The sequence below is a fragment of the Amycolatopsis orientalis genome (assembly GCF_000943515.2).
GTDB classification, from domain to species: domain Bacteria; phylum Actinomycetota; class Actinomycetes; order Mycobacteriales; family Pseudonocardiaceae; genus Amycolatopsis; species Amycolatopsis orientalis.
The window spans coordinates 2,053,903-2,060,658 of record NZ_CP016174.1; the positions used below are offsets into that span (position 1 = coordinate 2,053,903).

The 6,756-nt window shown below is 67.0% G+C and carries 1 protein-coding gene (only partly in view); it reads left to right on the forward strand.

Annotated elements, in window-relative coordinates:
• On the forward strand, window positions 1–6,694 hold the final stretch of the coding sequence (locus SD37_RS09640) for a hypothetical protein (protein ID WP_065912778.1). 33,923 nt of this gene lie to the left of the window's left edge; 6,694 of the gene's 40,617 nt are visible here — the last part of the coding sequence; its start codon lies off the left edge, out of view; its stop codon occupies window positions 6,692–6,694.
• Window positions 6,695–6,756: the final 62 nt, after the last annotated feature.

Genomic DNA, 6,756 nt, shown 5'->3' on the forward strand with positions numbered 1-6,756 from the left:
GACCCCCTTGATGAGCAGGCTGGACAGCTTGCTCGGGGCGGGTGTCTTCGCGCAGGTCAAACGCCGCGGCGTCTTCTTCGACGAGTTCATCAGCGTACGAGTCAAGGGCACGCTCGGCACCGGCACTCACCTCGGGCAGGCGGCCGGGCGCACGGTGGCCGGAATCCAGACCACGGGCACCACGCTCGGTGGCAACGCCGGTGTGGAGCGTGGCTGGGCGGTCGGGCCGGAGGCACGCGCAAGGGTCGGTTTCGTGGGTACGGCGGACCTTGGCGCTCTCACCAACCTCGCGGTGACACCGGTCAGGTTCGCGGACAGCCGGTCGCGGAAGAACGCGGGGGCGGCCGGGAGCGCCGTGACCGTCGAACAGGTGGGTGCCGATCAGGCTCAGGTCTTCAGCCACGGACTCGCCCTCGAAGTCGAGGTCCGCAGCCACCGGCGCCCTCGGCCCTGGGTGCGGCGGCTCACGCCGGGATCTCCCTTCCGCTCCACCCCGGAGGTACGCACCCTCGCGGGCTCCAAACCTGACGCCGCGCTGCACTTGCCGCAGCTGACGGGCAAGACCGAGTTGTGGGTCAGCGACTCCGTGGCCTTCAAGACCGATCCGTCGCGGTTCGCTCCCGGTCCTTCGCAAGTCGTCCACCTCGACCCCGAAGAGACGCCCACCATCGACGAGCTGTCCGTGAAGGCCACTCCGGCGCCCGACTTCCTGTACGTGGAGGCGTTCGCCCACGCGGGAGAACTGGGCGAGCTGGCCGTCGACCTGTCCAACCGCGCCACGAACGGCGATGAGGTGCTGGTGCTCCCGGGCAGCAAGGGACATCAGCTCGTGCACCAGTGGTTCGCGCCCGAGACGGTGCGGGCCCTGCTCAAGCCCTCGTCGGTGTTGGCCTTCAGTCGTAATGGCCTGCGCCACGGACGTCGTACCATGACACGGGTCGGAGCCATCGGCTTGGGGCTGGAACTGACCAAGCCGGTGGTGGTGCAGGTGTCCGACGCGGGCCGCGACAAGGTGACTTTCAGTGGCGGCACCAAGGCGACGTCGTTGTCCTCGCGCGTGAAGGCGCTGGGGCCGAGCGTGAACCTCAACTTCTTCGCACATGACACAGTGTCGGCGGGCGGGCGGATCGCACTCGGTGGCTCGGCCAGGTTCTGGGGCAGGAAACGAAGCCGGGCGACCGCGCAGGCGACCATGGCCGACCACAAGGACAAGACGGCCAAGCACGGCCGCACCGTGCTCGTCCGGTACGACGTTCGTGCTCGTATGGTCGTCGAGAGCAGGCAGAAGAGCCTCGTCGACGGTGCGGTCTCCGCCGCCGGGGCCGACAAGTACATGCCGGGTTCCCTTTTCGTCCGGATGAGTGAACGGCAGGCGAGGGCGCAGGGGCTGCTTCCCGCCGCCGAACCGCGTGAGCCGGCGCCGAAGCTCGGCGCTCCGGAACTGGCGTTCGGTTCCTCGGGGTCGCTCGGCGCTTACGTCCTCGAGGACCAGCCGGACCTTTCCCGGCTGGTGCCCGCCCTGCGCGCGAATCTCGATGCCAAGCACCGGGAGCTGATCCCGAAATCCGTGCTGGACGACGCGATGGGCACCGCCGAAAGGCTGCACGAGCTGGCCGACGGCGCGAGCACGTTGCTCGACGACGCGCTCGACGGTGGCGTGCCGCTGCGTGTCCACCGGCCGGGAGTGCTGTGGTCGGACGACTACAACGTGCTTCTCAGCGCCACCGTGGAGACAGTCGAGTTCGACGGGTACGAGAACATCGGCAGCGAGATCGAGCAGGTGCTCACCAATTCGGTCGAGCACAAGTCCGTCGAAGAACGGTCGAAGGCGAGGGGCGGCTGGCTGCGGCCCGGCTGGCGGTCCCTCTTCTCCAGCGGTGATCCCGACCGTGGCGGTGCGCTGGGCGGCGGGGCCGGAATGGGTGGTACCCGGGAGCGCACCGACCGACGCGTCACCGGTTCGGGCCTCGTCTCGATGCGCGCGACCACCGCGTCCGGGCCCGAAGCCCGGTACCGCGTCCGGCTGCGGTGGGAGCTGAAGATCGAGAGGGAAGGCCGCGAGATCGCCTCGAGCACGCTGGCGGACACCATCGGGATCCGGGTCAACGCCGACGACCAGCGGCTCGCGGGCCGTGTCGGCGGGAAACACGAAAATTCGATCGTCCCGCTCGGGCTGCACACCGACGCGAGTGTGCGGGAGTGGCAAAGCGCCGGCACGAAGCTCCCGGCGGACACGGTCGTGGAAGGCTTCCGCGGTGCCGCGGAGATCCGGGAAGGCGTCATCGTGGCGCTCGGGGGCGCGGGCGCGAAGTCTGGGCTGACCAGTAGTGAAACCGGCGCGATGTACACGCTGGCGTCGTCGGTGACCAACACGTCCATCAAGGCCAATCTCGTCAAGACGTCAGGTGCTTCGCTGCCACTGCCGGACCTGTACACGATGTCGCTCGCGGGCGGCCAGCAAGCCAAGATCAAGATCTACTCGCGGCTGAGCGGGGCGCGGCTCGCGGGCTTGAGTGACCACGTCCGCTTCGACCAGACCGCGACGAACCTGGATCGCTTCACCGCCGAGACCTGGCGTTCCGGCACCTCCGGTACCACGTTGGTGGCCGATGACGGAGCCATCACCGATCGAGAAGGCAACCTGCACCTTCCCGGCGGAGCCGCGGCGGAGTCGACCTCGGCGAGCGGCCAGCTTTCCGGCGCGACGTCGGGACCGCGCTCGGTGACCTTGCAGGACACCGGTCGCAGTGGCCTGATCAGGTTCGACACCGAGCATTTGATCGTGGCCGAAGTGGACGGCGTCACCAGCGCAGTGGTGGTCGGGCTCCCTGCCTCGGCGCTGCCCAGGGTGATCAACGCGGACGTGGAGAAGGCCCTGGGTGTCCCGCTTCCGGCGAAGGTCACGCGGGCCCAGGACAGGGTGCGGAACGCCGCAGCGCTGTGGCGTGCGAAGGAGATCACCCTCCACCGGAAACAGGGAGCCGCCGACCAGAAGTGGCTCAACCAGCATGCTGCCGAGCAGCGACTTCTCGACGTGGCAGGCAGGCCAGGCGACGTCGGGACGGATCCGTGGCTCGCCGCACAGCGGGCGCGGATCACCGCGAATGTCGCCGGTACTCCCGAGGAACGGCGGCTGGCTGCGGACTTGGCCAAGGAGCAGGCGGAGCTCGTCGCCGTCACGAAGGAACTCGCCGGAGCGCGTACCGAACTGACCGCGGCCGCTCACGAGGCTGATGTTGCGCGGTCCGTGTGGCTGCGCGCCAAGGAGGACCTGGAACTCGCGCTGGAAGGAGCCGACCCGGACGCGCTCGGGCGGGCCCGGGTGACGTGGGAGGGGCGTCTGGACGGTTCGGGCGGGGATCGCCGGGCGGCTGCGCTGATGGTCCAGGGCTTTGTCGACGCGGTGGTCGCGCACCGGGGCCGGGGCGAGGAGCCGTCGCTGAAGGGTGGTGTGTTCGCGTCGTCGGGGATGGCGGATCCGACGGGTTCGTTGTCGGCGTTCGTGGAGTCGGAGGTTCGAGCGCGGTTGGGCGAGTATCCGCCGGGTGCGGCCGGGATTTCGGCGAAGGAGATCCTGCGCCGGGTGCGGGTGTGGGCGATCGAGCGGCCGGCGGGGGACGCATCGCTGGGTGTGGCGCAGTTGCGGGTGGACGGGCAGCGGCCGGTGACGGGGTTGTTCGGTCCGGAGGCGTTCTCTGATCCAGCGGATCCGTTGCCGGCGCGGCGGAAGGCGTTGGCGTTGGCACGACGTCGGCTTTGGCTGGCAGGGCTGACTGATTCGGACCCGGTTTTCGCGGATGCTCGGGAGATCGTGAATCGGTGGAATCAGCCGCCTCGGTCGTTTGTGGAGCCGTCGTCGTGGATTGATCGTGCTCATCTATCGCGGTATCGGGCTGCTGTTGCCTTGGTCGCGTGGGAGCTGTACCGGCATGAGAACGCTCGGCAGGGAGTGTTGGCTGCTGAGCGTTTGGCCCGTGAGTTGGTGGGGGAGTTGATGTGGCCTCGGGAGTCGGGGGCGTTGGGCGGAGGGCCTTCATCGCGTGAGAAACCGTTGACGCTGGAGGATGTGGTGCGGTGGCGGCCGGATCCGTTCTACACGGAAACATTGCAGGGTTACCTGGCTAGGCAGCCCTTGCCCAGGGGCATCTCCTTCGACAGGTCTAAGGGGCCACTGAACAAAAACTCCCTGGCATGGCTGCGGGCGTGGGGAAAGGCAATGGTTGCGGAGACGAATGAGCAAGGTGACTGGCGTTACACGGCGACGGACATTCTCGCGTTCGGCGGGGCGGGACTACTCAATCGCAAGTCGGTCGAGAGGTGGATCCGCGAGGTGCGTGATCGTGTTGTGCCCGCGCGGTCCCCTGGTGGTGAGGGCGACCTCGGTTCTCCCGCGGCGGTTCTCTCGGATCCCGATGTCGGTGGTGTCGTGCCGGATGGCGGGGTCATCGACAACGCTGTGTCTATGGAGGATTTCGACTTCGAGCAGATGCTGGACACCTCCCCGGAAAGGTCTCCGTTGGGGCGGACGGATCTTGAGCAGGGGCGGGCGGAGGTTCAAGTAGACGCCTCGGAGCAACTCGATGATGTCGCCGGTGGCGGTGCGCCGGTGCAGGAGTCGGCGGGTGAGCCGGGCATGCCCGAGGTGCTGGCGGCGGATGTGGGTGTTCTCAACGGGCGTGGTGATGCACGCGATCCGGCGGCGCGGCTGCCTGAGGGGCTTGATGAACGGCCGCGAGAGCTGGAGGTGGAATCTGACTTTGAGGCGGCCGGTGTTCCGCTGCATGTGATGAGGTGGCGGCGAGATCCAAAGGACCCGAATGCTCTGAAATTCTTTAGTGATTATTTGAACACGCTCCCGCTGCCTGAAGGTATTTCTTTTGCCAGGGCTGATACGAATACGAAGTTGAGCCGAGAGTCCGACCTGTGGTTGCGGGCATGGGTGAAAAACATGGCCAGTGAGAGGGACGAGAAGGGTAAATGGCGTTACCAGGCGCCGGACATTGTCGCGCACGGCGGTAAGGGCCTCCTCGTTCCGAAGACAGTCGGCCGTTGGGTTACTGAGGCTCGCCGAGTTGCGCCACCGTCCGCATCGACGGGTGGTGAGCTCCGGACTGTCGCGAGGTTGGGGGATGTGGCGCGGTGGCGCCCGGGCCGAGCCGGCGCTCCGGGGCCGAAGAAGCTACGGGACTATCTGGACACGCTTGAGCTGCACCTGCCTGACGGCATTTCCTTCGACAGGTCTAAGGGGAGGAAGTTGGGCAGCGCCTCCAATGAATGGTTGCGGGCGTGGGTGAACGGACTGGCAATGGAGAAGAATGAGCAAGGTGGGTGGCGTTACCGGAAGAAGGACATTGTCGAGCTTGGCGGTGAGGACCTCCTCGTCCCCAAGGCAGTCGCCCGCTGGATGACTGAAGCCCGTGAGACTTCGGTACCTCCGATGCAGGCGGGTGGTGGGCTCCGGACTGTCGCGACGGTTGAGGATGTCGCGCCGTGGAGGCCGAACCCAGCCGATTTGGCCGGCCCTCAAACACTGCTTGAGTATCTGAACACGCTCACGCTGCCTGACGGTCTCTCTTTCGTCAGGGAGAACGGGCAGTTGACGCGTCTCGCCGGCCTGTGGGTGGGGGCTTGGGTGGAGAGCATGGCCACACAGAAGGACAAGCGAGGCCGGTGGCGTTATACGGCGGAGGCCATTGTCACGCTTGGCGATGAGCGACTCCTCGCCCCGGGGACGGTCAACCGCAGGGTTGCCGAGGCGCGTAATGCTTCGTCGGGCACGGGGCAGCCGGTCAGCGAGTTCGTTACGGTCGCGACGATTGAGGATATGGTGCGGTGGCGGCCGGATCCAGACGACCTGTTCGGCTCAAAAACATTGCAGGATCACCTGGATACGCTCACCTTGCCCAAGGGCATCTCCTTCGACAGGTCTGATGGGCAGCACCTGAACAACGACTCCAATGAATGGTTGCGGGCGTGGGTGAAGAGACTGGCTGCGGAACCGGGCGAATCGCGTCAATGGCGTTACGACCTCGACGACATTGTCGAGCTTGGCGGTGAGGGATTACTCAAACGCCCGACGGTCAAGGACTGGATCCGCGAGGTGCGTGGTCGTGTTGTGCCCGCGCGGTCCTCTGGAGGTGAGGGCGATCTCGGTTCTCCCGTGGCGGTTCACGCGGATCCCGAGGTCGGTGGTGACGTGCCGCATGGCGCTGAGGTTGTGGGTGAGGAGTGGCCCGGGGAGCCGTTCCGCATAGAGGAGTGGCTCGGGGTGCTGGACCCTGAGCGGGATTCGTTGATCCAGTGGGGGGATCAACTCGATGATGTCGCCGGTGGCGTGCCGCCGGACCGGCTGGCCGAATGGCGGAAGCACACCGGGCAGGCGCGGGAGCGTTCGCGTGCGGCTCAGGAGGCGGAAACGGCTGGGGGAGTGGACAGGGCACGGGGCGGGGATTGGGTTGATCCCGACGTTTTCGCGGCGACTGGCTTCGATCCCGCGGGCGAGAGTCAGACCATGCCATGGGATTTGACGGCGTTGGGCAGGGGGCGCGCGGTTCCGGTCGTCGGGGCTGTGCTGCCTGGTGGTTTGCGGCGTGAAGCCGGTTCTGAGGTGGGTTCTTCTGGTGGGGGTGTGGTTCGTGTCGGGGGGTGGTGTGGGGGTGGCCGCCGATTCCGAAGGATCGTGTGGGTGCGGTGAAGTGGGTGGAGGACGGGGGTGGGTTGTCTGATCGGGGTAAGGGGCGGTCGGCTGAGGATTTC